Here is a 23,825-nt window from a genome sequence, read left to right as displayed (position 1 = left end):
CGCAGCCGGCCCATCGTGGCCGCGGCGTGCAGGCCGTGCCCCACGACGTCGCCGACCACCAGGGCGACCCGGGCACCGGGCAGGGGGATCACGTCGAACCAGTCGCCGCCCACGCCCTCCAGGGCGGGCAGATAGCGGTGGGCGACCTCGACGGCCGAGTGGTCGGGCAGGGAGCCCGGCAGCAGGCTGCGCTGGAGTGACTCGGCCAGGGTGTGCTCGCGGGTGTAGCGGCGGGCGTTGTCGACGGCGACCGCGGCGCGGGCGGCCAGCTCCTCGGCGAAGGCCAGATCCTCCCTGCCGAAGGGAACGCCGGCGGAGCGCCAGAAGCTCGCCATGCCCAGCACCACGCCGCGGGCCTGGAGCGGCACCGTGATCAGGGAGTGGAAACCGAGGTCCAGCACGCGCCGCGCGCGAACGGGGTCCTGTGCGCTCATCCAGCCGCCCGGAGCGGTCAGATCGACGTCAAGGACCGCACGGCCGCGCTCGGCGCCGACGGCCGCCGGCGACGAGGGGACGAAGCGGATCAGCTCACCCACCGGATAGAGCGACCGGGCGCCGTCGACGCCGTGCACCGCCACCCGGCGCATCTGCGGACCGGGCCCGGCCGGCACCGCGCCGCGCAGGATCGGATCCAGCAGGTCGACCGTGGCGGTGTCGGCGAACCGGGGGACCGCCACCTCGGCCAGTTCCTGCGCGGTACGCACCACGTCCAGCGTCGTTCCGATCCGCATCCCCGCCTCGTACAGCAGCCCCAGCCGTTCCCGGGCCACCTCCGCCCGGCCCGCCAGCGCCCGCAGCTCCGTCGTGTCGCGCAGGGTCGCCACGCTGCCCGCCGTGCGGTCGTCCGGGTCGACCGGCCGCACGTTGACCGCCAGCAGCCGGTCGCCGGCCAGGTGCACCACGTCGCTGGCCGGCCGGCCCGAACCCAGCAGCTCGGCGGTGCCCGACTCCAGACCGAGATCCGTCACCCGGCGCTCCTCGGCATCCCCGGGCAGGTCCAGCAGCCGGCGCGCCTCGTCGTTCGCGAGCAGCAGCCGGCCGTCGCTCCCGATGATCAGCACGCCCTCCCGCACCGCGTGCAGCACCGCGTCGTGATGCTCGTACATGCGCGTCATCTCGGACGGGTCCAGGCCGCGGGTCTGCCGCCGCAACCGCCACGAGACCAGTGCGGTGCCGCCCGCGGCCACCGCGAGCGCGGCGGCGGCGAACCCCAGCAGCTGCGGCAGCTGATCCTGCACCACGTCGTCCACGCTGGCCACGGTGACCCCGACCGACACGAAGCCGGCGATGGTGATCCCGTTGGTGTCGTAGACCGGAACCGTCGTGTCCACGGCCAGACCGAGGCTTCCTTCGAAGGTCTTGGTGAACGGCCGGTCGGCGGCGCCGCCCTCGCGCACGGCGTAGATGTGCTTGCCGATCAGTTCCGGGTCGGGGTGGGTCCAGCGGAAACCCTGGGGATCGAAGGTCACCACGTAGTCGACGCCGGTGTTCTTCCGGGCGTCCTCCGCGCGCGGCTGGAGCAGCTCGGTGGGGTTGCCGGACTTCATGGCGTCCAGCGTTCCCGGGGCTCGCGCGAAGGACTGCGCGACGCCCTTCGAGAGCTGACGCGCCTCCTGCGTGCTCGCCTCCCGCGCCTGCACGACGAGGGCTCCTCCCGCGGCGGCGGCGAACAGCACCATGATCACCGACTGCAGCAGGAACACCTGGCCGGCGACGCTGCGCACCCTCGGCAGGGCCCGCCATCGCCCTCCCGGGGACCGGGCGGCGGACTCCTGCCGCGCGTCGTGCCGCCCCGGCCGTCGTGAGGCCGACCGGGTGCGCCCCCCGCTGTGCGGGGAGGAGCGGGAGGCCGGGAACCGACCGGGGTGCCGGGGCATACGGACTCTTTACCATGCACGTTCATATTCAGCCATATGGCTGCATTCAGTCGCTCAGGTGCGAGCCCACTCCTGCCAGCGCCTGGTCACGGCGTCACGGTTCTCGAGCCACCAGTCGATGTCCAGATCGAAGCCCGACAGCAAATGGCCGGGAGTGCTCGCCAGATGCACCGCGGTGGACTCGGTGAGGTACCCGTAGGCGGCGGGCACCACGGGGCCGTCGGGATAGAGCCGGGCCATGTGGGCCTGCACCTCGGGCCGCAGCGCGAAATCGATCAGCCGGTAGGCCGCGTCCGGGTTCGCGGAGCCCTTGGGGATGCCGAAGCCGTTGCTCTGCCTGCGGGCGCCGTTCCACTCGTAGGCGAGGGGAGCTCCGCGCCCGAGCAGGCTCTGGAGCCGGCCCGCCCAGGTGCTGCAGGCCACGGCACTGCCGCGGGACAACAGCTCACCGGGCTCAGCGCCGTACTCCCAGAACGTCCGGACCGAACCTCGGATCTCGTCCATGACCTTGAAGGCGCGGTCCACGTCGAGGGGGTAGAGCCGGTCGAGCGGCACACCGTCCGCGAGCAGCGCGAACTCCAGTTCCGGACAGTCCACCTCGCCTTGCAGCGCGCGGCTGCCCGGGAAGCGCCCAAGGCTCCAGAAGTCCGCCCAGGATTCGGGTCTCCTCCCGCCGAACGCGTCGGTGCGGTAGGCGAGGACGCTGGCCCAGTAGCTCTTGCCCACGCCGTTGGGGGTGAGCAGCGACCGGGCGATGCCGGCGTTCCGGGTGTTCTTCAACCGGCCGTAGTCCAGTGGTTCGGAGGCGCCCTCGTGCTCGAAGAGCACCAGATTGGACATATCGATGTCCATGACGTCGAACCGCGGACGGCCTTCCTTGATCTGGGCGAGCATCTGCTCGTGCCCGAAGTCCACCACTCGGATCCGGATGCCGGTCTCCCTGGTGAACGGGTCGTAGACGGCCTTCCGGTTCGCCTCGCCGTAGGAACCGCCGAAGTTCCGCACGACGAGCAGCCCGCTGCTCTCGGCGGCACTCCGTTCGGTACGTGCCTCACACCCCGTGAGCGAGGCCGCGACCGCGCCGGCGGCGAGCCCTCCGGCTCCGGCCAGGAAGGCTCTGCGGCCCAGTGCGACGTCTCCCACCGGCTGCCTCCTGCCCCAGGGATGATCCGTGACCCAGGGTGTCTCCCGGTCGACCGGCTGCCTCGTGCATCTTTGGTCAGTGTTTACCAGGAAAAGTACCTTCTTCCCAGAGTCTGACGGCGGGAGCCCGGGCGATCACCGTGCCCCGTACGGCCGCCGCACCCTCCCGCGCGGGCAGCTCACCGGCGCAGCTCCACCGAGAGGTGCGAGGACAGCGAACGGAGGAAGTCGGCCGCGTCGAAGATCTCGCCGGCGGAGACGACACCGGCCGTCCGGGTGCGCCCGGTGAGGATGCGGGCCACCGCCTCCACCGCGAGCGGCGCCGTGACCGCGTAGATGTCCCGCCCCTGCGCCACGGCACGCCGTTCGGTGCCGCCGGAGCGCACGACGACGTCGACGAGGAAGGTCTGTGCGGACCGCCCGTGCTCGTCGGCCGCCGTCGGCGTCGCGGTGCCGGGCGCCGACACGTCCCGGGCGGCCTCGGCCGTCATGTAGGTGCGCACCTCGGGGACGGCCAGGTGGCTGGGGATGGTCACGACGTCGGCCATCGTGAACTCCCCGACGACCGTCCGGGAACCCACAGGCTCGGGGAAGGGCCACCGGAGGGTCGTCGTCGCGTCCCGGCGGTAGTCCAGGCGCCCGTTCCGGAACACCACGCGCGCACCGCCCCGCCGCTCCCGGGAGACCACGCCGGCGGCGCGTGTCCCGTCCGTGGGCTGCCAACCGCTCAGCGCGTACGCCACGTGTGCCTCGTCTGCGCCCGTCCAGTCGCCCATCGCCGCGGTGGCCAGCAGGTCACCGAGTCCGCCGAAGAAGGCCATCGCCGGGACGACCACCGCTCCCGCGGCGCGGGCCCGGTCCGCGAAGTGCGCGAACGTGTCCGCGTTCGCCTCGATCTCGGCGGCCACGTCGACGTACGGGACGCCGGCGCGCAGGGCCGCCTCGATCACCGGAGCGGCCGTAGTGGCGAACGGCCCGGCGCAGTTGACCACCGCCGCCGCCCCGGCCAGCGCGCGGTCGAGCGCGTCCGGATCGTCGACCGCCGCCGGCCTGACCTCCAGCCCGGGGTACGACGCCGCCAGCGCCTTCAGTTTCACCTCGTCGCGGCCCGAGAGGACCGGGACGAACCCGCGCTCCACCAGTTCCGCCACCATGAACCGCCCGGTGTGCCCGTACGCGCCGAACACCGTCACCGTCTGACCCGGCCCCATGAGCTCTCCCCTGTGCTCGACTGATCAACTGCGGCCATCCTGACGGGGACGAGCATCCGACCGTGAGTGTCCGGAACGACATGCCCCATACAATTACGGACATGACCACTGTTGCGCTGGCCGCCACCGACGGGATGCTGCACTTCGAACTGGCCCTGGCGCACGAGGTGTTCGCCGCCGCCCCGGCAGGGGTGACGGGCCCCTGGTACGACCTCGCCGTCTGCGGCCCGGCCGCCGTGCACATCGGCCGCTTCCGGCTGGAACCCGACGCCGGCCTCGGCCGGCTCCGCCACGCCGGCACCGTGATCGTCCCCGGCTGGGCCGACGTCGACGAGGACCCGCCCGCAGACCTGGTCGACGCGGTGCGCGAGGCCCACGAGGCGGGCGCGCGGGTGGTCTCCCTGTGCACGGGCGCGTTCGTACTCGCCGCGGCAGGGCTTCTCGACGGGCTGCGCGCCACCACACACTGGGCGCACACCGGTGAACTGGCCGCCCGTCACCCCCTGGTGGCGGTCGACCCCGACGTGCTGTACGTGGACAACGGCAGAGTGCTCACCTCCGCCGGCAAGGCCGCCGCGCTGGACCTGTGTCTGCACCTCGTCCGTCTCGACCTCGGCTCCTCGGTCGCCAACGCCGTCGCCCGCCGCCTGGTCGTACCCCCGCACCGGGCAGGCGGCCAGGCCCAGTTCGTCACCGCCCCGGTGCCCGAGCGGGACGACCACCCGCTCGCCGCCCTGTTCCCCTGGATCATCGAGCGGCTCGACCAGCCGCTGACCGTGGAGGACCTGGCCCGCCGGGCCGGAATGAGCTCCCGGCACCTGGGCCGGCATTTCAGAGCGGCCACCGGCACGACCCCTCTGCAATGGCTGCTGACCCAGCGCATCCGGCATGCCCAGGAACTGCTGGAGAAGACCGACGACAGCGTCGACAGCATCGCGGCGGCCACCGGCATGGGGACCGCCACGACGCTGCGCCGCCACTTCAACCGCACGGTCGGCGTGCCCCCGGACACGTACCGCAGGACGTTCCGCTCGCGGGCCCGCTGATCCCGGGAGCTACGCCCGGCCGCCGCCGTGCAGGACGGCGAACGCCCCCTGCGCGCGGGTGCCGTCCGGCGCCTCCCAGGAGCCCGCGACATGGCCGATCGCTCCCCGCGGGGGCACGAACAGGCCGTCCGCAACGGGCTCAAGGGCCCGGTGCAAGCGGAGGACCGGGCCCTTCGGTGTGGTCAGCGCGGTGCCGTCCCGGTCGTCGGTGACGGTGAAGTCCGCAAGGAGACCTTCTTCCGTGCGGGAGACGGTGACCTCCTGGGCGGGGGTGTCGCTGACGTTCTGGTCCTGGGCCTGCGCCCGTCCCTCGATCAGGGCCGTCAGCCGGTCGACCAGCACGGGATCATGACAGCCGTCGTAGGCCCAGCGCTGCCCCAGCACACCGTGCTCCATCGTGCCGACGAGGGCGTGCTCCGCCCCTTCGAGGGGGGCACCGCGATAGGCCAGAGGCACCAGGTACGCGACCGGCTCGGGGCCGGAGGCGTCGGTGACCACCATGAACTCGATTCCCACCTCGCCCTGCGGATCGTCGAGCCGGAAGCCGCCCGACTTCGCCAACTCCGGTTCCCCCGTGCCGCGGTACCACGGACGGGACGGCAGCCAGGCGGTGAGGAGTTCCAGCTTGGTCGGCTTCAGGGTGGTGTGGTGGATGACGGCCATGCCGAGGGTTCCCTTTCGTTGCGTCGTACGGGCGATCACACTTTCGCACCCGCGCGGCCCGGTCAGGGGCCCAGGGCGGGAGCCCGTGCGCGTAGGTTCTGACACCGAACGCCACGAGGAGGGCAGGACCATGACCCCATCGACGGGCAGGGTGGTGTGCGACATCACGATCTCGGCCGACGGCTACTCGGCCGGGCTCGGCCAGACGGAGGAGCGGCCGTTCGGGGACGACGGCGGCGACGGCTCGGGTGAACAGCTGCACGCCTGGATGTTCCGCACACCCGAGGAGAACCGCGCCGAGATCGAACGGCTGAACACGGCCGGGGCGTTCATCATGGGACGCAACATGTTCGGGCCGGTGCGCGGAGCGTGGGACCGGCCCTGGAACGGCTGGTGGGGTGGCGATCCGCCGTTCCACGCGCCGGTGTTCGTGCTCACCCACCACCCGCGCGAGCCGCAGCCCATGGACGGCGGGACGACGTACCACTTCGTCACCGACGGCATCGCCTCGGCGCTGGCCCGGGCACACGAGGCGGCCGGGGACGGCGGCGTCACCGTGCTCGGCGGCGCGACCACCGTCAACCAGTACCTCAGCGCCGGCCTGATCGAGGAGCTGCGGCTGCACATCGCGCCCTTCACGCTCGGCGCCGGCACGCGGCTGTTCGAGGGCGTCCCGCCGCTGAGACTGGAGCAGGTGACCTCGCGGGCGGCGAGCGGGATCACGCACGTGACCTACCGCGTGCTGATCTGAACGTCCGGGAGCCCGGCGTCCTGGGGTCCGGCGTTCGGGAGCCCGGCGTCCGTGAGCCCGGCCTTCGCCGGACCGGCGTTCGGGAGGCCGGAGAAGATCGCTCCCGAGCGGGACGGAGCCTCGTTGAGCACCCACAGGCCGATCAGTGTGGCGAGCGTGAACACGACGGTGATGAGCACCGCGAGGACGAGCCGGCGACGGCGTTCGCGGCGCAGCCACGCGCCGCGCGCCGTGCGATAGGCGTCAGGGGCGGCGTGCACCCCGCCGGCGAGGGCGGCCAGGGCCTCGGTCAGCTCCCGCTCCGTGCGGTCCGGATCGGTGTGGTTCATCGCCGGGCCTCCATCGCCTGGGTCAGCGCGGCCAGGCCGCGCGCCGTGTGTGTCTTGACCGAACCGGAGGAGATGCCCATCGCGGCGGCGATCTCGCCCTCCTTCAGCCCGAGCCAGTGCCGCAGCACGAGCGCCTCGCGCTGCCGGGCCGGCAGCTGTTGCAGCGCGTCGATCAGGACGCGCTGGTCGTCGCGGAGCAGCGCCGCGCTCTCGGCGGAGACGACGGTCTCCTCCGGAGGACTCTCCGCGTGCCTGCGGGCGACCTGGAGGTGCCGGATCCGCATCCGGGTCAGATTGCACACCGTGGAGCGCAGATACGCCTCCGCCGCCTCGATGTCCCTCAGGCGCCGCCACTTCCGGTAGATCTGGTAGTACGCCTCGGCCACCACGTTCTCCGGGTCGTCCGCGCCCAGCAGCACCGCCAGGCGCAGCATCGACGCGTAGTGCAGCTCGAAGAGCCCCGCGAGTCCGGCCTCGCGCTCCCGTTCCGCAGGGTCGGCCGGTGCGGGCGTCAGCGCCTCGACGCCGGGCTCCGGTACCGGTATCGGGTGTCTGTGTCTCACTGCTGGTTCGCTCCCGTCTCCGGACGCCGCCTGACGGTCAGGCGGGACGGCAGGCCGGTCAGGTCGGCGGCGCGCGGGACGCCGAGACGTTCGAGTACGGCGGTGCCGGCCACCGCGACGATCAGGTTGAGCAGCAGGGCGGCGAGTCCGGCGTAGATCTCCAGCGGCCCGGAACCGAAGCCCACGATGGACGAGAAACCCTCGCGGACGACCAGATACGTCCCGGCCGCCATGCCCGCCGCCCACCCGGCGAGCAGCGCCCGGGGATGCAGTCGTCCGGTGAACAGGCCCACGGCGACGGCGGGGAAGATCTGCAGGATCCAGACCCCGCCGAGCAGCTGGAGGTTGATCGCGTCCTGCTCGCGCAGTCCGAAGACGAACGCGACCGCCCCGGCCTTCGCGATGAGCGAGACGGCCTTGGCGATGCGGACCTGCCGTTTGGGCGTGGCCGTCGGATGCACGTACTCGACGTACACGTTGCGCACGAAACTGGTGGCGGCAGCGATCGACATCACCGCCGCCGGAACCAGCGCCCCGACGGTGATCGCGCCGAACACCAGCCCGGCCAGCGGCCCCGGCATCAGCCGGTCGACCAGCATCGGCACCGCCGCCTCCGCTCCGCCCTCCGGTGCCCGCACCCCGGCCGCGAGCGCCGCGAAGCCGAGGACGCCGAAGAGCGCGAGCAGTCCCGTCCAGGCGGGCAGCGCCACCGCGACCTTCCGCAGGGTGCGCGGCCCGTCGGCGGCGAACCCCGCCGTCAGCACGTGCGGGTACATCAGCAGGGCGAGCGCCGAACCGAGCGCGAGGGTGGCGTAGGCCGGCTGCTGGGCCGGGGCCGGCAGCAGCGCGTCGCCGCCGAGCCGCCGGGCCGCTCCGTCGAAAACGGCACCCGGACCGCCGAGCCGCACCAGGACCAGCCAGGTGACCGCGGTGAGCGACACGAAGACGGCCACCGCCTTCAGCGCCGAGATCACGGTGGGCGCCCGCAGCCCGTGCCGGTACGTCGCCACGGCGAGCCCCGCGAACAGCGCCACCATCACCAGATCCCCGGCGGCACCGCGCGGATACACCCCGCCGGCCGTCAGCACGGCCCGTATGCCCAGCAACTGGAGCGCCAGATAGGGCATGGTCGCGAGAATCCCGGTCAGTGCGACCACCAGGGCGAGCGGCGGTGAGCCGTACCGCCCGCGGACGAAGTCGGCGACGGTGACGTAGCCGTGGCGGCGGGCCACGGTCCACAGCCGGGAGAGGAGCACGAAGGCGAGCGGGCAGACGATCACGGTGTACGGCACGGCGAAGAACGCCGCGGCGCCGTTGCCGTACGCCAGCCCCGGCACGGCGATGAAGGTGTACGCCGTGAAGATCGTGCCGCCCAGCAGGAACCAGGTCCACACCGGGCCCAGGCTGCGGTCGGCCAGCGCCCAGCCCTCCAGGGACGGCAGCCGGCCGCTGGGCCGCAGGCGCCGCGCGGTGACGGCGAGCAGCGACGCTCCGCCGATCACGGCGAGGAACGTCGCGGTCATGGTGCCGTCGGCCATGGGTCACCGTCCTTGGTGTGCCTGATCCCTCGCGCAAGAGTTGCGCGGCGGCCCGGATCGGAGGACACGAAACCGGCGGGAAATCCTCTGGAAATTCGCTGTCAACCGGTTCCGGGGGGTGGGCAACTCTTGCACAGACCCCCAGCGAGCGGGAGAGCCGCCGCTTCGCTGATCCCCGGGCGCCTCGGGTCACGAGGTGCCCCGCACCGCCCTGGTGAGGAGCCGCCATGCCTGCGTCCACCCTGCCCGAATCCGGCCTGCCCGCGCCCGAAAAGTCGCGTATATCACTACGATCAGCCCTGCTGTGGACCGGCGTCGCCCTACTCGGAGCCGTCGCCTGGGGCGTCCTCGCGCTCGCCCGGGGCGAGAAGATCTCCGCGGTCTGGCTGGTGGTCGCCGCGCTCGGCTCGTACGCCATCGCCTACCGCTTCCATGCACGGTTCATCGCCCGCCGGGTGCTCCGGCCGGACGACCGCCGGGCCACTCCCGCCGAGCGTCTCGAGGACGGCGTCGACTTCCAGCCGACCGACCGCCGGGTGCTGCTCGGCCACCACTTCGCCGCGATCGCCGGTGCCGGGCCGCTCGTGGGACCGGTTCTCGCGGCCCAGATGGGCTACCTCCCGGGCACCCTGTGGATCGTCGCCGGGGTGATCTTCGCCGGGGCGGTGCAGGACATGGTGGTGCTGTTCCTGTCGATGCGCCGGGACGGCACGTCGCTGGGCCAGATGGCCCGCGACGAGATCGGCCGGGCGGGCGGGGCGGCCGCCCTGGTCGCGGTGTTCGCCATCATGATCATCCTGCTCGGTGTGCTCGCCCTGGTGGTCGTGAACGCCCTGGCCCACTCCCCATGGGGCACCTTCTCCGTCGCGATGACCGTCCCCATCGCCCTTTTCATGGGCTTCTGGATGCACCGCGTCCGTCCGGGGCGGGTCGTCGAGACCAGCCTCATCGGCGTGGCGCTGCTGCTCCTGGCGATCGTCGGCGGCGGCTGGGTGCAGAACTCCTCCCTCGCCTCCACGTTCACCCTCAGCCCCACCACCCTGGTCTTCTGCCTGATCGGCTACGGCTTCGTCGCCTCCGTGCTGCCGGTGTGGATGCTGCTCGCGCCGCGCGACTACCTCTCCACCTTCATGAAGATCGGCACCATCGCCCTGCTCGCGGTGGGCGTGATCGTGGCCGCGCCCGTGCTCAGGGCCGACGCGGTGAGCGACTTCGCGACGTCGGGAGCGGGGCCGGTCTTCGCGGGGGCGCTGTTCCCCTTCCTCTTCATCACGATCGCCTGCGGCGCGCTGTCCGGCTTCCACGCCCTGGTCTCCTCCGGAACGACCCCGAAGCTCATCCAGAAGGAGTCCCAGGTCCGGCTGATCGGCTACGGCGCGATGCTGATGGAGTCGTTCGTCGCGGTCATGGCGCTGATCGCCGCGGCGACGCTGGAGCCGGGCCTGTACTTCGCGATGAACGCACCGGCCGGTCTCCTGGGCGCGACCGCCGAGTCCGCGTCCCACGCGGTGGCGGGCCTCGGCTTCACCATCACCCCCGACCAGCTCACCCAAGCCGCGAAGGCGGTCGAGGAACAGACCCTGATCGCCCGCTCCGGCGGCGCCCCGACCCTCGCGGTCGGCATGTCGGAGATCTTCTCCGGGGTCTTCGGCGGGGCCGCCATGAAGGCCTTCTGGTACCACTTCGCGATCATGTTCGAGGCGCTGTTCATCCTGACCACGGTGGACGCCGGCACCCGCGTCGGCCGCTTCATGCTCCAGGACATGCTCGGCAACGTCTGGAAGCCCCTCGGCCGGGTCAACTGGAAGCCCGGAATCTGGCTGTGCAGCGGCCTGGTCGTAGCCGCCTGGGGCTACTTCCTGTACACCGGCGCCACGGACCCGCTCGGCGGAATCAACCAGCTCTTCCCGCTCTTCGGCATCGCCAACCAGCTGCTCGCAGCCATCGCCCTCGCCGTCTGCACCACCGTCCTCGTCAAGTCCGGGCGGCTGCGCTGGGCGTGGGTGACCGGCGTTCCTCTCGCCTGGGTCACCGCGGTCACCTTCACCGCCGGCTGGCAGAAGGTCTTCTCCGGCGACCCGAAGATCGGCTTCTTCGCCCAACGGGCCCACTACGCCGACGCCCTGGACGCCGGCCGGATCCTCGCCCCCGCCAAGACGACCGCCGACATGCACACCGTGGTCACCAACTCCACCGTCGACGGCGTCCTCATCGCCCTCTTCCTGCTCCTGGTCGCCGTGGTGATCGGCAACGCGGCGGTGGTCTGCGTGCGGGCGGTACGGTCGGCGACGCCGCTGCCGACCACCGAGGCCCCGTACGTCGAGTCCCGCATCGAGGCACCCGGCGACTCCGTCGAGCCCCTGGCCGGAGCCCGCTCGTGAGGATCCGGCACTGGGCGCGGGCGGTGCGCTGGTATCTGCGGGAGCTGACCGGCGAGGCCGAGTACGACCGCCACTGCGAGCGGCACCGACGCCACCACCCGCTCGCCCCGGTGCCCACCCCCCGGGAGTACCAGGTGCTGCGCGCCCGGCATCGGGAGGCCCGCACCCACAGCCGCTGCTGCTGAGCGGCTCCCGCGGCGCCGTGCGCCTCAACTGCCCACGGTGCCGCGGAAGTCGCGGACGGCGAGGGAGAGGAGCGGCTGGTGCCGGGCGAGGACGGACAGCGCATCGCCCGCACCGGCGGCAACTCCGGGAGGCCGGCCCGCCGAGCCGTCGAGCGACCGCCCCCCGGCGCCGGCCCCGGTCGTGACGCGGCTGCGGCCGAGGGCCGGCCGTCCGCTGATCCGCATGGGCACGCGGCATTCCCTGCCGCCGGGCAGTCGCTGGACCAGGTGGGCGCGGGCAGGCAGCCGGAAGGGCAGCCGCAGCACGTCCCGGTACGTGACGCGGACCGGCGGGATGCCGTCGGCGGTCAGCTCGCCCCGACTGTCCCGGCCGTCCGCGCCGAGCGCGATCACGCCCTGCTCCTTCGGGATCCCCCACAGAGCGCGTCCCCCGGCCAGGGAGCGTTCGTCGTCGACCCAGGCGGCCACGGTGCTGCCGGCGAGCCACCGGCCGTGGCGAACGGCCAGGGCGATCAGGAACTCGCGGTAGGCGAGGACGCCGCCGGGCCGGTAGTCCGCCCAGAAGGTCAGCAGGGTGGCACGGCGCCGCACGACCCAGGGACGGGCCGCGTGCGGGAGAGGCCAGGGCGGCAGGTCGTCCGCCGGGACGCGCCACAGCGAGACGACCATGTCACCGGTGAGGTGCCACGGCGACGGAGGAAAGGGCACGGCTGGTTGCTCCACGGCGTGATGACCGACTTCCTCGGTTCGGACCGGTACGGCTGATTGTCCCACTCGCGGCGGCCCGGACCGGGCCCGCGGCACGCAGCCACGGGCCCGGTCCGGCTCGGTCACCGGGCTCAACGGTCCTGGGCGAGTGCGACGAGTTCGGCGAACAGGCCGCCGGCGCCGACGAGGTCCTCGTACGTTCCCTGTTCGACGACCCGGCCCTTGTCCATGACGAGGACGCGATCGGCGAGGCGGGTGTTCTCCAGTTGGTGGGTGACGACGATCGTCATGCGTTCGACGGCGATCCTCTTGATCTCGAGGAAGATGGCGTGCTCGCCGCGGGCGTCCATCTGGGACGTCGGCTCGTCCAGGATCAGCAGCGGCGTCCGGCGGTACAGGGCGCGCCCGCACACCAGGCGCTGCCACTGCCCGCCGGACAGTTCGGCGCCGCCCCACAACTCCTTGGCGAGTAGCGTGTCCAGTTGCCGGGGCAGCTTCTCGATGGCCTCGCGCATGCCGACGGCGTCGACCACGTCCCACACGGGACCGTCGTCGAAGGTCTTCGGCTGCCCGAGGGTGATGTTCTCGCGGGCGCGCAGGGGCCAGCACGCGAAATTCTGCGGTACGAGAGCGGTTCGCTGCCACACGGCGTCGGGGTCGGCGTGAGCGAGGTCCGCGCCGTCCCACAGCACGCGGCCCTTGTCGGCGAGAAGGATGCCGGTGATGAGTTTGGCCAGGGTGGACTTGCCCGAACCGTTCTCGCCGACGATCGCCAGGATCTCGCCGCGGCGCAGTGTGAGCGACACGCCCGCGACGGCCGGTTCGTTCTTGCCCGGGTACCGGTACTCGACCTCGTCGAGGCGGATCTCGTCGACGCGTTCGGGGATGGTCAGCTCACCGCGGCGCGGGGCGCGTTCGGCGGCCATGTCGAGGAAGGACCGCATGTCGGCCAGGTAGAGCGAGGTGTGGAACATCGCGGCACCGTGGATGACGAACTGGCTGAGCGCCGCGAGGGTGGTCTGCACGGCGACGACGGCGGTGGCGGCGACCGGCAGGGCGATCCGGCCGCCGGCGGCCAGCCAGGCGAGCGTGGCCCAGGTGCTCAGCAGGAAGACCCCGCCCAGGGCGCTGGTGGTCAGCACGATGCGCAACTGGCGCGGGGCGGCGGTGAGGGTGCGCTGGTCGATGCGGTCGGACAGCGCCCGGTACCAGTAGACGAGATAGCCGGTCATGCCGTTGGCGCGGACCTCGTCGCCGAACCGGGAGTAGGTGGCCCACCAGCGCATCATGGAACGCACGTTGCGGTCGCCGACGTTCAGGTAGTGCGTCTCGTAGTCGACGCGGGCGGACAGGACGGCACCGGCGCCGGCGGGGAGAACGGCCAGGAGCAGCAGTGGCAGCAGCAGCGGGTGCAGTGCCGTGATGACTCCGCTCGCGGCGATCATGCGGATCAGGGCGGACATGAACCGCTGGGCGTCCTGGACCATCATCCGGGCGCGGGTGACACCCACTTCGGCGGCTTCCTGCCGGTCGGCGAAGCCGTCCTCGCCGTAGGCGGAGCTCTCCACCCGGCACACGGCGGCGACCAGGGCGATGTCCGCCTCGGTCGTCAGCCGCGGAGTGATCCGCCCGTCGGCGTAGGAGGACAGGGCGCTGCTGATCCGGCCGACGGCAGCGGCTGCCGTCACCGCGATCAGGGCGGGCAGTGCATGGTGCAGGCGTTCGGAAACCGTGCCGCTGCCGAGGATGTCCGTCATCGCCCGCGCGGTGAACGCGAGGACCACGGCCGCCGCGATGCCGGTGAGAAGCTGGCAGGCGAGGAGCAGCACGACGCCGGCCCTGTCGACGCCCCACGCCATGCGCGCGGTGTGCCCGAGGACGGACGGCAGGCGGCGGCACATCGCGGTGAAACTGGCGTCCGCCAGCGGATTCTCGCCGTACTTCCCGCCGAACGTGATGGTCGCGGGTGGGGGAGGAGGCGGAGTGTTCTCTTCAGCGTTCGAGGCGTCGGTCACCGTCACCTGGATCCCTCCTGGAGGTCCGTGCCGTGCCGGGACGGCTCGGCGGTGCACGGCCTAACGACACGGCACCCGAATCGAACGCGCTCGATTTCGGACGTCCGGGGCCCCTTGCCGCACAAGGGGTCGACCGTGCGGGCTCGTTGCCGGAGCCGGTCCGCCGGGTCCCGGACCTGGCCGAATCGCGGAGGCTCGAAACGCCTGTGGTGCGCGGGGTTTCGGCGCGCGCGCAGCGGAAGTGCAGCCCGTCGGGCGGGAGACCGGTCCACTCCCGGCAAGGCCTGCGGTGCCGGCCCCGCAGCCGCGCGCGGGCGCGAAAATCATCACCGGGATCGGTCGGCACGGCCGAACGACTCTTGCCCATTGCGCGAAGCCGAGCGAGAGCCCGTTATCAGGAATCCTGTACTTCACAGTTGTAGCGATGCGGGAAGAGTCGTGCCGTTGAGCCCCAGAATGCAGGCCAGAGGGATCCAACTGCTGCTCGGTCGGACGATGTCGCGCGTCCACAAGGACCTGCGCTTCACGGACGTCCCCGAGCGCATCGAAGCAACGACGTCACCGCGTGGGTCGCCGAGAACGGCCCAGCGGGCGGCTGGGACGACTCACGCCTTGCCGTGGGCGGGCACAGCGCCGGGGCCAACCTGACGGCCGCGGTCTGCCGCATGGCCAGGGACCGTGGAACCTTCTCCCCCCGACTTCAGATCATCGACTCCGCACCGCTCGACCAGCTCGCCGACCCCGCGACGAAGCAGTCCCTCATCGCCAAGCCGCTGCTCAGCCCACGGCTCATGCGGGTCTTCACGGCCGCCTACGTCCCGGACCCCGCCGACCGTGCCGACCCCCTCGTCTCGCCCGCACTGGCCGATGACCTCACCGGGCTGCCTCCCGCCCTGGTCATCACTGCGGAGAACGACCGCCTGCGCGGCGAGGGCGACGCCTGCGTCAAGGCTCTCGCGGCCGCCGGCGTTCCCGTCATCCACCGTGTCTTCGGGGGAGTCGACCACTACTTCACCCGCACGGGGCCGGTGCCGGCGGGCAAAGCAGCCATCGACCTGATGGCCACCACCTTGCGCGCCGCACTCAGCGCCTGAGGCCGACCGGTCGAGGCAGGCGAATGCTGCCGCGGCGGGACACTGGCGTTCCGCGGAAGAGCCAGGTGCGGCGGTAGCTTCTCAGGCCGCGGTGGCGGGGCGTGGTGCGCCGTGAAAAACCTGGTTCATGTGCCAGGCGCGGTGATCGGCCGCGACGGGGCACATGCCGGGCTGCGGACCGATCAGCTGACGGCCCGCGAGTGCGACGACCTGCTCGCGGGCAGCGGGACTGTGGCCGACGAAGCGCTGGGAGACCAGGATGCGGTGGCCGTCGTCGAGCCCGAGGACGCCCTTGTCGAAGAGCTTGTGGTGCAGCGAGCACAGGCACAGCCCGTTGTCGACGTCGTCCGGGCCCCCGAATGCCCACCAGCGCACATGGGCGGCTTCCAGCCCGACTGGAACCGTACCGATCCTGCCGTCGTAGCCGCAGAAAGCGCACCGGTACTCGTAGGCGGTCAGCACGAGATCGCGCATGCGCCGGTCCCGCTGCCTGGGCATGATCGCGAGGTGCTCGGTTTCCGGCGGCTCCAGTTCCAGGCCGACGGCCTCGCACAAGTCAGCGTGGAGGGAGGGCGGGAAGTGCAGTTCGAGCAATAACCGTGCGATCCGCCCCAGTAGTTCAGGTTCTCGTCGCAGGGCGGTCCTGAGTTCCGGTGCGAGCCGGCCGGTGGCACCCGTCTCCCGGAGATCTCGTACGCCGCTCCCCGGACTGCCGTGCCCGCTGTCGGTACGCACCTCCCACACGCCGTCGCCGGCCAGGTGGTGGAACGGGTAGGCGGGCGTCGTCCTGTTCGGCGGCCCGTACTCGGTCAGCAGGCGCTGAAGGTCCGCCTCCACCGCGCTGTACCGCAGCTCGCTGTCCGGGTCCTGCTGGAACCGGCCGAGGGCGTGCAGGAGCAGCAGTGGCTTGTGCGGAGCGCGAGTGCCGCTCCTGCTCCACTGCCTGAGCTTCGCCATGCGCTCCAGCCAGTCCATGGCCAGTGATGATAGGCGGATCCGCCGGGAACGGAGGTGACACCGACCGCGGCGTGGTACGCGGGCGAGACAGGTCCTGCTCACTTCGGATCGATCCCATCGCGCCCCCGCCCGCTCCATTGCACATTCCTTTGGAAAATGCCAAAGCGTTCACCTGGGCCAAGCACGGTGCGTAGTGTCGTGCTCACGTTCGCGGGAACGGCCGTGCAGGGGGAGGGGATTCGGCGTGCCCGGAATCGACGAGAGTCTGCTGGACGCCATGCGACTGCAAGGTGCTCGAGGGGCGTCGGTGGTCGATTGGATCAGTGGTCTTGCGCTGGGAGCGGTGGGTGACGCACCCGGTGGCGACGTGGAGGCGACGGCTGCGGAAACCGCCGAACTCGCCCGTCTCGCCACCGAGAGCGGCGCCCTCGCCCTGACCGGCAGGGGCCCGGGCGGGGCGCCCGACGACGACTCGGGCGGACCGTCCGGCAAGGAGCCCCCCGTACAGGACCTGATCATCACGAACGCCGACTCGTACCACCTGCTCAGGTTCGTCACCACGACCTTCGACAGCACGGTGTTCGTGCATCTGTGGCTGGACCGTGACGAAGGGAACCTGGCCCTGGCCCGCATCCGTCTGGCCGAGATGGCGGACCGGCTGGTGCTCGGATGAGCCCGCCGACCGGGGCCCTGCGCACCGGCGAACCCGCCTCGGCCCGGCTCGGCACGCTCGCCGAGCAGGGCGCGACCGGGGCCCTGTCCACCGAGACGGGGATCGTCTACCTCGCGGCGGGACACATCGTCCACGTCGAGTCCGCCGTCACCCCCGACCTCGGCGACCTGCTCACCCACAGCGGCGCACTCGCCCCGGACGGCTGGTGGGAGGCGATCGACCAGGCCGGCCGCCGCTGCCGTGTAGGACGGCAACTGGTCGACAGCGGCCACCTCGCCGCCGGCGCGCTGGAACTGTGCCACCTGGGCGCCCTCTTCGACGCGGCGTACTTCGTCCTCGCCCACGACGGACCGGCGCTCCGCTTCCGGCCCGGAGCCGCTCACTGGCTCGGCGCGGTCCGCTCCGTACCGGTGGACACCGTCCTGCGCGAGTCCAGACGCCGCCGCGAACTGCTGCACCGCATATGGCCCGAGCCCGCCGTCGACCGTGCGCCTCTGGCCCGGGTGCACGGGCCGGACGCCGCCGACCTGCCGGCCCGCCGCGGGCGGACGCTCGCCGAGGTCGACGGTGTGCGCACCGCCGCCCAGATCGCCACCGCCCTCGCCTGCCGCACCTTCCACACCCTCGTCGAGCTCCGCCGCCTCGCCGCCGCAGGACTGGTCGCCCCCGTGGCACCCCTGCTCCCCGCCCCCAGGTCCGCCCCAGCCCCAGCCCCAGCGTCCGCCACCGTGTCCGCCGAGCCGGGCCCCTCACCTCGTCCCGCGGCACCGGACGAGCCCGACACCGCATTGCTGCGACGGCTCCTGCACGCCTTGGAGGCACTGTGATCCGCGCGCGAAGACAGCGTGCCGAAAGGAGACTGCTCATGGCCGTCGAGACCGACGTCCTGGACGAACTGCGTCGGCTCCGCACCCGCATACCCCGGCTGACGGGCTCCCTCGCGGCCACCGTCGACGGACTCGTGCTCGCCCACGACGTGCCGGGCACCGAGCCGGAGGGACTCGCGGCGCTCACCGCCGCCGCCCTCGGCGTCGCCTACCGCATGACCGACGCCGCCGCCCGCGGCGAATTCCGCGAACTGCTGGTGCGGGGCTCCGGAGGCTACGTCGCGACCTACGCCGCCGGAGCGACCGCCGTGCTCACCCTCCTGGCCGAGGACCGCGTCAACGTCGGCCGCCTGCACCTGGAAGGCCGGCGCAGCGGCGCCCGGATCGCCGACCTGGTGGCCACGGGGATGGGCCCCGGCACCGGTCGGCACGCCGACCGGCCGGCATCCGACGAGCACCTGGCCACCGTGCCCCCGGCCGGCGACCGCCCCATCGGCACCCTCCCGGTACGGACCCCGCAGCGGCCCCCGCACGAGCCGCGCCCGCAGACCGGCGTCTGAGCCACCCGGACCACCAGACCCACCGACCCATCGAAGTAGAAGACCGAAGGAAAGGAACCAAGCGCATGGCCAACACGGAGACCGCGCTGAAGGAATGCCTGAGCTCCATCGACGGAGCGACGGCCGTCGCCCTCGTCGACTACACCAGCGGCATGGCCCTCGGCACCCTCGGCGGCAGCAAGGACTTCAACCTGGAAGTCGCCGCCGCGGGCAACACCGACGTCGTGCGGTCGAAACTGCGCACCATGGAGCACCTGGGACTGAAGGAGGAGATCGAGGACATCCTGATCACCCTGAACACCCAGTATCACCTCATCCGCCTCCTGAAGGGCCGCGGAGGCAGCGGACTCTTCCTCTACCTCGTGCTCGACGGGAGCAGGGCCAACCTCGCCATGGCCCGCCACCAGTTGCGCCGCATCGAGGCCGACCTGGAGGTCTGAACCGGCCCCACCGAACGGGAGCCCTCCGCCACGGACACGTCGCGGAGGGTACCGGCACGCCGCACGACGACGGCCCGCGCGCGGCCCGCCGCGTCTGCGGTGGGTGCCATGACGGCACCCCTGGACGTGCGTCACCTGCCGCCTGCGACGCCGCGACGGGACCGAGGAGACGGTGGACGCCCGACAAGCCGTCCCTGCACGACCCGGTCTGGGATGACGAGCTTCCGCAACTACAGCCGCGGCGCCACCCACTACCGCAGGGGACCGTTCTTCCTCGCCGGCGACGCGGCGCACATCCAGAGCCCGGCCGGGGGACAGGGCATGAACACCGGCATCCAGGACGCGCTCAACCTCGGCTGGGAACTCGCCCACGTCTGCCGTGGGGCCGCACCGGAGGAGTTGCCACCGGACCGCGGCGCCCTCGGCAGGGCCCCCGCGCGGGAGACCGCCTGCCCGGCACCCCGGCCGGACTCCAGCGGCGCATCGCCGGACCGGGCTACCACCTGCTGCTCACCGGCCCCGGCCACCACTGGACCGAGGATCTGCCGCTGGCGAGCGGCGAGGCCTGGTGTACGTGCACCGCCCGGGCGCGCGGAGCCCCCGGCCGGGCATCACGCAGGTCCTCGTACGGCCCGACGGGTACGTGGGTCACCTGGCACGCGGCACCGACCTCACGGGTCTGCGCGCCTACCTCGACCGCCGGCTGCCTGACCCCGACGTCCCGGCACGGCACACCTGGCCCGGAAGGCCGGCGAGCCACTCGATCAGCAGCCGGTTGGTGTCGGCGGGACGCTCCTGCTGGACGAAGTGACCGCAGCCGTCCAGCAGGTGCGAGCCCCTCAGCCCGGGCAGCGTGGCCGGGTACGCCTCGATCGCCTCGGCCAGCCAGGTCGTGGACGCGTCCAGGGTGCCCCCGATGAACAGCGACGGCTGGGTGACTGGGGCACCGGCGAAGTCCGCCAGGTCCCGCCAGTCGCGGTCCATGTTCCGGTACCGGTTCAGTGCCCCCGTCAGTCCGGTGCGTTCGAACTCCGCGGCGTAGACGTCGAGATCGGCCTCACTCAGCCACTCCGGCAGCCGGCCGGCGGGGAACCGGTCGCGCAACCGACCGCCGCGGGCCACGAAATAGGGGTCGGCCCCGGGCAGCGTGTCCGCAGACAGGGCCGCGTAGAAGCCCGCGAGCCAGCCGCGCACGTCGGGCTCGATCTCCGCCTCGGCCCGGCCCGGCTCCTGGAAGTAGGAGACGTAGAACTCCTCGTCACCGCCCATCCTCGCGAAGACCTCACTCGGTCGCGGCCCGCCGGGCGGGGTGTAGGGCACGCTCAGCAGCCCCACCGCGCGGAAGATCTCCGGCCGGACCAGAGCGGAGGTCGCCGCGATGGTCGCGCCCCAGTCGTGCCCGACGAGCACGGCGGACGGCTCGCCCAGCGCCTCCACCACGGCGACGTTGTCCTCCACGAGATCGAGCATCCGGTACGCGTCCACCTCCGGGGGCCGGGACGAGCGGCCGTAGCCGCGTACGTCCACGGCGACCGCGCGGTAGCCGGCCGCTGCCAGAGCGGGCAACTGGTGGCGCCAGGAGTACCAGGACTCGGGGAACCCGTGCAGCAGGAGGACGAGTGGTCCGGCGCCCTGCTCCACGAGGTGGGCGCGGCCGGCCGGCGTGGGCACCAGGCGGTGCGTGCGGTCGGCGGCGGACGTCTGCGGCATGGATCCTCCCGCGATCGAAGGGCGTTCAGTCCACCGATCATCCAGCGCCCGCCGCGCCGCACCCCAAGCCTGTTGCCGGATCGGCAAAAGGCTCAGCCGTGGTAGGTGATGTACCCGTTGCCGTCCGCGTCGGAGCCGCGCTTGGTGTACGAGTGCACGTCGGCACGGCTGCCGGACGGCTTGTACACGTAGATCGTGTCCTTGTCGTTGTTCCACATGAAGTTGCAGTTGTCGCGGTAGACGACGTTCCTGGTGTCGGAGTCGGTCCCGTTGCCGCCGCGCAGCTTCACGTAGTCACCCGGCTGGAGGGTGTGGCTCGCGGTGAAGGTGAAGGTGTTCCCCGCCGCGTCCTTCACGACGTACCCCTTGAGGTTCACCGTCGTGGAGCGCGAGTAGTTCTTGATGGTGAGGTACTCCTCGGCGGTGTTCCCGCCCGAGCAGCGGTTGGAGTCGCTGCCGGGAGCGTCGTACTGGATGCCCCGGATCTTCAGCGCGGAGTCGTACTCGGCCGCCTGGGCCGGGACCGCCGACAGAGCGGTCAGGGCTCCGGCGGCGAGAGCCGTGGTGGCGACAAGGCGTATGCGCATGGACGTTCGTCCCCCCTGCATGGCCTTCAAGTGAAGGCGATGTGATGGTTCGGTGAAGCATCCGGATCGTACACGCTTCAAGTACGCAGAAGGGCGGGTCCGGTGACATTGCCGCCGAACCCGCCCCGCGGGAGGTAAAACGTCAGGTGTGAAGCGTCAGGCGCCGCTGGCCCGCAGCATGTCCTCGCGCTCGACGATCTTCACGCGCTCGCGGCCCTCGGGCTCGCCCAGAGCCTTCTCCGCGGCGTCCAGCCGGTACCAGCCGTCCCAGGTGGTGAAGCGGATGTCGCGCTCGGCGAGGAACGCGTCCACGGCCTCCGGGGCGGGAGTTGCGGGCGTGTGCAGCCGGTCGTTGCGGTAGTCGTCCAGCAGGTTCGCCACCGTCTCGTTGGCGTCACCCTTGGTGTGCCCGATGAGGCCGATGGGGCCGCGCCGGATCCAGCCGGTGACGTACGTGGACTGCAGGTGCTCGCCCGACTCCTGCATGACCCGGCCGCCCTCGTCCGGAACGGTGCCCGAGTCGATGTCCCAGGGCAGCTTGGGGAGTTTGTCGGACAGGTAGCCGACCGCGCGGTACACCGCGCCGACGTCCCAGGTGTTGAACGTGCCGGTGCCCTTGACGTTGCCGGTGCCGTCGAGTTCCGTGCGCTCGGTGCGCAGGCCCACGACCTTGCCGTCCTCGCCGAGGACCTCGACCGGCGACTCGAAGAAGTGCAGGAAGAGCTTGTGGGGCCGGTCGCCGGCGTCGCGGATCGCCCAGTTCTCCAGGGTCTTGGCCACCATGTCGGCCTGCTTGTTGCCGCGCCGCGTGGTGATCGAGCCCTCGTCGTAGTCGATGTCCTCCGGGTCGACGATGACCTCGATGTTGGGGGAGTGGTCCAGTTCCCGCAGCTCCATCGGGCTGAACTTCGCCTGTGCCGGGCCGCGTCGGCCGAACACGTGGATCTCCTTGGCCCGGTTGGCCTTCAGACCCTCGTAGACGTTCGCCGGGATCTCGGTCGGCAGCAGTTCGTCCGCCGTCTTGGCCAGGACGCGCGCGATGTCGAGTGCCACGTTGCCGACGCCGAGCACGGCGACCTTCTCCGCCTCCAGCGGCCAGGTGCGCGGCACGTCCGGGTGGCCGTCGTACCAGGACACGAAGTCCGCGGCACCGTACGAGCCGTCCAGGTCGATGCCGGGCAGCGAAAGTGCCCGGTCGGCCGTGGCGCCGGTGGCGAAGATCACGCCGTCGTAGAACGCGCGCAGGTCGTCCAGGCCGATGTCGGTGCCGTAGTCCACGTTGCCGAAGAGCCGGATCTGCGGTTTGTCGAGCACCTGGTGCAGGGCCGTGATGATGCCCTTGATCCGCGGGTGGTCGGGGGCGACGCCGTAACGGATCAGTCCGAACGGCGCCGGCATGCGCTCGAAGATGTCGATGGAAACGCCGGGTTCGGCGGCCACCTCGGACTTGAGCAGGGCGTCGGCGGCGTAGATCCCGGCGGGGCCGGATCCGACGATGGCTACCCGCAGGGGGCGGGGCATGGTCAGGTTCCCTTCGAGCGGCGACAAGCGATCTCGACGGGAAGCCTAAACTAAGGCATGCCTAAGTCGGTACGAGGGTCCGGTCTATGAGCTCATAAGGCTACTTTATGGGGAGCCCATGGTCTCCCTTATGGCAGGGGTTGCTCCGCCCAGATGACCTTCCCCGCGGGCAGGTAGCGGGTGCCCCAGCGCTCCGCGAGCTGCGCGACCAGGAACAGGCCACGTCCGCCCTCGTCCGTCATGGTGGCGTACCGCAGGCGCGGCGAGGTGCTGCTGCTGTCGAACACCTCGCAGATCAGGTTGCGGTCGCGCAGCATCCTGACGCGTATGGGGCCGCCGCCGTACCGCAGTGCGTTGGTGACCAGCTCGCTCAGGATCAGCTCCGTGCTGAACGTCAGCTCGTCCAGGCCCCACTCGGTCAGCTGCCGGCTCACCGCCGCCCGCACCTCGCCGACGGCCGCGGGGTCGGCCGGCACCGGCCACTCGGCGACCTGGCCTGGGGCCAGCGCCCGGGTGCGCGCGACGATCAGCGCGATGTCGTCGCTGGAGCGGGCCGTGAGCTGCGAGTCGAGCACCACCCGGCAGGTGTCCTCGGGCGACTGCCCCGCCCGGCCCAGCGCCTCGCGCAGCATCTCCAGGCCCACGTCGATGTCCCGCTCCCGGTCCTCGACAAGACCGTCGGTGTAGAGGACGAGCCGGCTGCCCTCGGCCAGCTCCAGCTGAGCCGTCTCGAACGGCAGACCGCCGAGTCCCAGCGGGGGACCGGCGGGCACGTCGGGATACTCCACCGTGCCGTCCGGGTGGATCAGGGCCGGCGGGGGATGCCCGGCCCGTGCGACGGTGCAGCGCCGGGACACCGGGTCGTAGACGGCGTACAGACAGGTCGCGCCGGTGACGGGGGCGCTGCCCTCGTCCTCCGTCTCGTCCTGGTCGATACGGCCGACCAACTCGTCCAGCAGGGCGATCAGTTCCTCGGGCGGCAGATCGAGGGCGGAGAAGTTGTGCACCGCGGTGCGCAGCCGGCCCATCGTGGCCGCGGCGTGCAG

At 71.9% G+C, this 23,825-nt stretch carries 23 protein-coding genes and 1 pseudogene; 10 read left to right on the top strand and 14 right to left on the bottom strand.

Annotated elements, in window-relative coordinates:
• The 3 genes from GTY56_RS11920 to GTY56_RS11910 form a co-directional block, all read right to left on the bottom strand.
• The coding region (locus GTY56_RS11920; protein WP_237524670.1) for a GAF domain-containing protein at positions 1–1,733 on the bottom strand (1,733 nt) is incomplete at its 3' end.
• Between the two features lie 198 nt (positions 1,734–1,931).
• Positions 1,932–3,020: an extracellular solute-binding protein gene (locus tag GTY56_RS11915; protein ID WP_161365020.1), complete on the bottom strand. Its 1,089-nt coding sequence runs from the start codon at positions 3,018–3,020 to the stop codon at positions 1,932–1,934.
• Positions 3,021–3,199: 179 nt separating this feature from the next.
• Positions 3,200–4,231, bottom strand: a complete 1,032-nt coding sequence (locus GTY56_RS11910) for a saccharopine dehydrogenase family protein (protein WP_161365018.1) — start codon at positions 4,229–4,231, stop codon at positions 3,200–3,202.
• A 101-nt stretch (positions 4,232–4,332) separates the two neighbouring features.
• On the opposite strand from GTY56_RS11910, the gene GTY56_RS11905 reads away from it, so the two are divergent.
• On the top strand, positions 4,333–5,277 hold the full coding sequence (locus tag GTY56_RS11905; protein ID WP_161365016.1) for a helix-turn-helix domain-containing protein: 945 nt from the start codon (positions 4,333–4,335) through the stop codon (positions 5,275–5,277).
• Between the two features lie 9 nt (positions 5,278–5,286).
• On the opposite strand, the gene GTY56_RS11900 is transcribed toward GTY56_RS11905, so the two are convergent.
• Positions 5,287–5,940, bottom strand: a complete 654-nt coding sequence (locus GTY56_RS11900; protein ID WP_161365014.1) for a maltokinase N-terminal cap-like domain-containing protein — start codon at positions 5,938–5,940, stop codon at positions 5,287–5,289.
• A gap of 130 nt (positions 5,941–6,070) precedes the next feature.
• On the opposite strand from GTY56_RS11900, the gene GTY56_RS11895 reads away from it, so the two are divergent.
• Positions 6,071–6,691, top strand: a complete 621-nt coding sequence (locus GTY56_RS11895) for a dihydrofolate reductase family protein (RefSeq protein WP_161365012.1) — start codon at positions 6,071–6,073, stop codon at positions 6,689–6,691.
• Here the strand turns inward: GTY56_RS11895 and GTY56_RS11890 are convergent.
• Genes GTY56_RS11890 through GTY56_RS11880 form a run of 3 tightly spaced genes read right to left on the bottom strand, consistent with a single transcriptional unit; the run spans position 6,673 to position 9,121 of the window.
• A complete protein-coding gene (locus tag GTY56_RS11890; protein WP_237524628.1) occupies positions 6,673–7,020 on the bottom strand; it encodes a hypothetical protein in 348 nt (115 codons plus the stop codon). The two genes, GTY56_RS11895 and GTY56_RS11890, sit on opposite strands and share 19 nt — an antisense overlap.
• The gene (locus GTY56_RS11885) at positions 7,017–7,583 is read right to left on the bottom strand and encodes a sigma-70 family RNA polymerase sigma factor (RefSeq protein WP_161365010.1); all 567 of its coding nucleotides are present in this window, start codon (positions 7,581–7,583) and stop codon (positions 7,017–7,019) included. Before GTY56_RS11885 ends, GTY56_RS11890 begins: the two co-directional genes overlap by 4 nt.
• Positions 7,580–9,121, bottom strand: coding sequence for a sodium:solute symporter family protein (locus GTY56_RS11880; protein WP_161365008.1), 1,542 nt, complete (start codon positions 9,119–9,121; stop codon positions 7,580–7,582). Before GTY56_RS11880 ends, GTY56_RS11885 begins: the two co-directional genes overlap by 4 nt.
• A 227-nt stretch (positions 9,122–9,348) precedes the next feature.
• Here GTY56_RS11880 and GTY56_RS11875 point away from each other — a divergent pair, with 227 nt between their 5' ends.
• Both GTY56_RS11875 and GTY56_RS40470 read left to right on the top strand, forming a co-directional pair.
• Positions 9,349–11,502: a carbon starvation CstA family protein gene (locus GTY56_RS11875; protein WP_161365006.1), complete on the top strand. Its 2,154-nt coding sequence runs from the start codon at positions 9,349–9,351 to the stop codon at positions 11,500–11,502.
• On the top strand, positions 11,499–11,687 hold the full coding sequence (locus tag GTY56_RS40470; RefSeq protein ID WP_161365004.1) for a CstA-like transporter-associated (seleno)protein: 189 nt from the start codon (positions 11,499–11,501) through the stop codon (positions 11,685–11,687). The genes GTY56_RS11875 and GTY56_RS40470 overlap by 4 nt, the downstream gene beginning before the upstream one ends.
• Before the next feature lie 24 nt (positions 11,688–11,711).
• Here GTY56_RS40470 and GTY56_RS11865 read toward each other — a convergent pair whose 3' ends face one another.
• Both GTY56_RS11865 and GTY56_RS11860 read right to left on the bottom strand, forming a co-directional pair.
• Complete coding sequence (locus GTY56_RS11865) at positions 11,712–12,395, bottom strand: acetoacetate decarboxylase family protein (protein ID WP_161365002.1); 684 nt, start codon at positions 12,393–12,395, stop codon at positions 11,712–11,714.
• A 131-nt stretch (positions 12,396–12,526) separates the two neighbouring features.
• The gene (locus tag GTY56_RS11860) at positions 12,527–14,410 is read right to left on the bottom strand and encodes an ATP-binding cassette domain-containing protein (RefSeq protein WP_524540094.1); all 1,884 of its coding nucleotides are present in this window, start codon (positions 14,408–14,410) and stop codon (positions 12,527–12,529) included.
• A gap of 438 nt (positions 14,411–14,848) precedes the next feature.
• On the opposite strand from GTY56_RS11860, the pseudogene GTY56_RS11855 reads away from it, so the two are divergent.
• A pseudogene (locus GTY56_RS11855) lies at positions 14,849–15,504 on the top strand (alpha/beta hydrolase).
• Positions 15,505–15,585: 81 nt separating this feature from the next.
• Here GTY56_RS11855 and GTY56_RS11850 read toward each other — a convergent pair.
• Positions 15,586–16,479 (bottom strand): phosphorothioated DNA-binding restriction endonuclease, encoded by an 894-nt coding sequence (locus GTY56_RS11850; protein WP_161364998.1) that lies wholly within the window; start codon positions 16,477–16,479, stop codon positions 15,586–15,588.
• A gap of 226 nt (positions 16,480–16,705) precedes the next feature.
• On the opposite strand from GTY56_RS11850, the gene GTY56_RS11845 reads away from it, so the two are divergent.
• The 5 genes from GTY56_RS11845 to GTY56_RS41560 all read left to right on the top strand — a co-directional run bounded on the left by GTY56_RS11845 (position 16,706) and on the right by GTY56_RS41560 (position 19,672).
• Positions 16,706–17,134, top strand: coding sequence for a hypothetical protein (locus GTY56_RS11845; RefSeq protein ID WP_161364996.1), 429 nt, complete (start codon positions 16,706–16,708; stop codon positions 17,132–17,134).
• Positions 17,131–17,961 carry a hypothetical protein gene (locus GTY56_RS11840; protein WP_161364994.1) on the top strand — a complete coding sequence of 277 codons (831 nt, stop codon included), beginning with the start codon at positions 17,131–17,133 and terminating at the stop codon, positions 17,959–17,961. The genes GTY56_RS11845 and GTY56_RS11840 overlap by 4 nt, the downstream gene beginning before the upstream one ends.
• 38 nt (positions 17,962–17,999) lie before the next feature.
• Positions 18,000–18,521 carry a roadblock/LC7 domain-containing protein gene (locus GTY56_RS11835; RefSeq protein WP_161364992.1) on the top strand — a complete coding sequence of 174 codons (522 nt, stop codon included), beginning with the start codon at positions 18,000–18,002 and terminating at the stop codon, positions 18,519–18,521.
• Positions 18,522–18,586: 65 nt separating this feature from the next.
• Positions 18,587–18,961, top strand: coding sequence for a roadblock/LC7 domain-containing protein (locus GTY56_RS11830; RefSeq protein ID WP_030847269.1), 375 nt, complete (start codon positions 18,587–18,589; stop codon positions 18,959–18,961).
• Positions 18,962–19,069: 108 nt separating this feature from the next.
• Positions 19,070–19,672: an FAD-dependent monooxygenase gene (locus GTY56_RS41560; RefSeq protein WP_202510040.1), complete on the top strand. Its 603-nt coding sequence runs from the start codon at positions 19,070–19,072 to the stop codon at positions 19,670–19,672.
• Here GTY56_RS41560 and GTY56_RS11820 read toward each other — a convergent pair.
• The 4 genes from GTY56_RS11820 to GTY56_RS11805 all read right to left on the bottom strand — a co-directional run.
• The gene (locus GTY56_RS11820) at positions 19,649–20,671 is read right to left on the bottom strand and encodes an alpha/beta fold hydrolase (protein WP_161364988.1); all 1,023 of its coding nucleotides are present in this window, start codon (positions 20,669–20,671) and stop codon (positions 19,649–19,651) included. The genes GTY56_RS41560 and GTY56_RS11820 overlap by 24 nt on opposite strands.
• Before the next feature lie 92 nt (positions 20,672–20,763).
• The gene (locus tag GTY56_RS11815) at positions 20,764–21,258 is read right to left on the bottom strand and encodes a lamin tail domain-containing protein (protein ID WP_161364986.1); all 495 of its coding nucleotides are present in this window, start codon (positions 21,256–21,258) and stop codon (positions 20,764–20,766) included.
• 156 nt (positions 21,259–21,414) lie between these two features.
• Entirely contained in the window at positions 21,415–22,779 is a 1,365-nt protein-coding gene (locus GTY56_RS11810) for an FAD-dependent oxidoreductase (protein ID WP_161364985.1), read from the bottom strand.
• Between the two features lie 128 nt (positions 22,780–22,907).
• The coding region (locus GTY56_RS11805; protein ID WP_161364983.1) for an ATP-binding SpoIIE family protein phosphatase at positions 22,908–23,825 on the bottom strand (918 nt) is incomplete at its 5' end.

Origin of the sequence: Streptomyces sp. SID5643, from assembly GCF_009872555.1 — a bacterium.
Lineage (GTDB): Bacteria > Actinomycetota > Actinomycetes > Streptomycetales > Streptomycetaceae > Streptomyces > Streptomyces iakyrus.
Note: the sequence above shows the minus strand (reverse complement) of the source record. Positions and strands in the feature narration are given on the sequence as shown.